This is a genomic window from Methanobrevibacter sp. (genome assembly GCF_045541095.1).
In the GTDB taxonomy this organism is placed as follows: Archaea; Methanobacteriota; Methanobacteria; order Methanobacteriales; family Methanobacteriaceae; genus Methanocatella.
The window spans coordinates 1-1,568 of record NZ_JAZQIJ010000264.1 but is presented as its reverse complement, the minus strand read 5'-3'; the positions used below and the strand labels follow the sequence as shown (position 1 = coordinate 1,568).

General features: G+C 35.4%; 1 protein-coding gene. It reads right to left on the bottom strand.

Annotated features, from left to right (window positions below; translation table 11 throughout):
• Positions 1 to 188: 188 nt before the first annotated feature.
• Positions 189 to 1,205: a tetratricopeptide repeat protein gene (locus ACKI2P_RS11465; RefSeq protein ID WP_407377690.1), complete on the bottom strand. Its 1,017-nt coding sequence runs from the start codon at positions 1,203 to 1,205 to the stop codon at positions 189 to 191.
• Positions 1,206 to 1,568 lie beyond the last annotated feature (363 nt).

Sequence of the window (1,568 nt, the reverse complement as noted above, 5' to 3'; positions counted from 1 at the left end):
GATCAAACACGAAAAATTGTATTTCATTAGTATTTTACAACCCCCCCAAAATGTAAAAAACAATTGAAAAAAAAATTATTTTCACTTCATTCGACTCGAAATTCCGGAAACCAAAACAACGGTTCCCGGAATTTACCTAGTTTTTAAAAACATTTTAACTTTTTTTAAGCCTATGCGGATTCATTTCATTAATATAGTTTTACTCCCATGAACTCTTCAAGCTTGTCGAGAATTTCTCTTTGATACGGCTTTACCAAATCATAGGCTGCAGGTTCTTTTAGAAGTTCGTCAAATATGTCAAGTGCTTCGGGAAGCTTGTACATTCTCCTTAAAACAAGTCCCTTATTGAATGAAGCATAGAAATTCTGAATCGGATTATCGATTTCCAGACACTTGTCAAAACATTCAATTGCTTCCTCGTTTCTGTCAAAATAGAACAATAGGGAACCCTTCATGTTCAGCGCATCCAGATCTCTGTTGTCGATTGAAAGTATCTCATCCATGGCAAGAAGTGCCGCAGCATAGTTTCCGTCAATTACCATTTCCTTGTATGATTGAACTTTCAGCCGGTCCAGTTCGCCGTTTGGGAATCCTTCCTGTTCAAATATGTTGAAGTATATGAATTTTCCAAGTATCTTAATCTTTGTTTTATCAATTAGAGGATTCACGTGATTGGCGCATGAAGAATCCTTGACGAGTGCACTTTCAAATGCCTCCAGTGCATCCCAGTATTTCATTTCACTGAAAAATGCATCACCCTCTGCAATCAGTTGCCTAGCTTCAGCGTTCAGATCATCGGGTACGATTTTTGATGAAGATTCAGCCATTTCCTTTTTGATGCTGTTTTTAACTACGGTTGCAACATCTTCCAGTTCCGGCTGAATTTCTGCTCCTTTATCACAGTATTTAATGGCAGTTTCATAGTCCTTTTTGTTTTTTGCGATTAATGCCAGATTCAGGTATGCCATTTCGCTTTCGGATACTGACAGAGAATACATGAAAACTTCTTCAGCTTCTTTCATCCTTCCCGCCTGCATCAGTCCTGATCCCTTCCCGTTGAGGGAATGTATGTGGTCAGGTATGATTTCCAAAACTTCATCAAAAAGCTTCACGGCTTTTTCGTTTTCATTGTTTTGAAGACATGACGTGGCCTGGTCGAACAGTTCCTCAGGATTTCTTTCCTTTTTCAAAAAATCGAATACCATGTTATCACCAATATTACATATAAATTCATGGCATATAACTGATGTAAACATTTTTATTGAGACACTAAATGACGATTGGTCACAAACCAGAATTTTAAACATGATAATTTTAAAAAAAACTTTTAAAATAAAGTTTTATTATAAATAACGAATGCAAGCAAGTAATTACTTGCAAAAAACTTTATATATGGACTTAATCTAATTAATAACCATCTGTAAAGGGTTTTTTCTATCTTTTTACAGATGTGGAATTAGACCGAAAATGGTCTAAAATTTTTCCTCTCGGAATTGATAATGTTTACAACATATTATCTTAAATCAAAAAACTCGAGTGTCATGTAATTTTACTATGACACCTGAGTT

What these genes read in the sequence shown, in the direction of transcription:
- ACKI2P_RS11465 (WP_407377690.1), bottom strand. Translation starts at nt 1,205, where the DNA reads ATGGTATTCGATTTTTTGAAAAAGGAAAGAAATCCTGAGGAACTGTTC.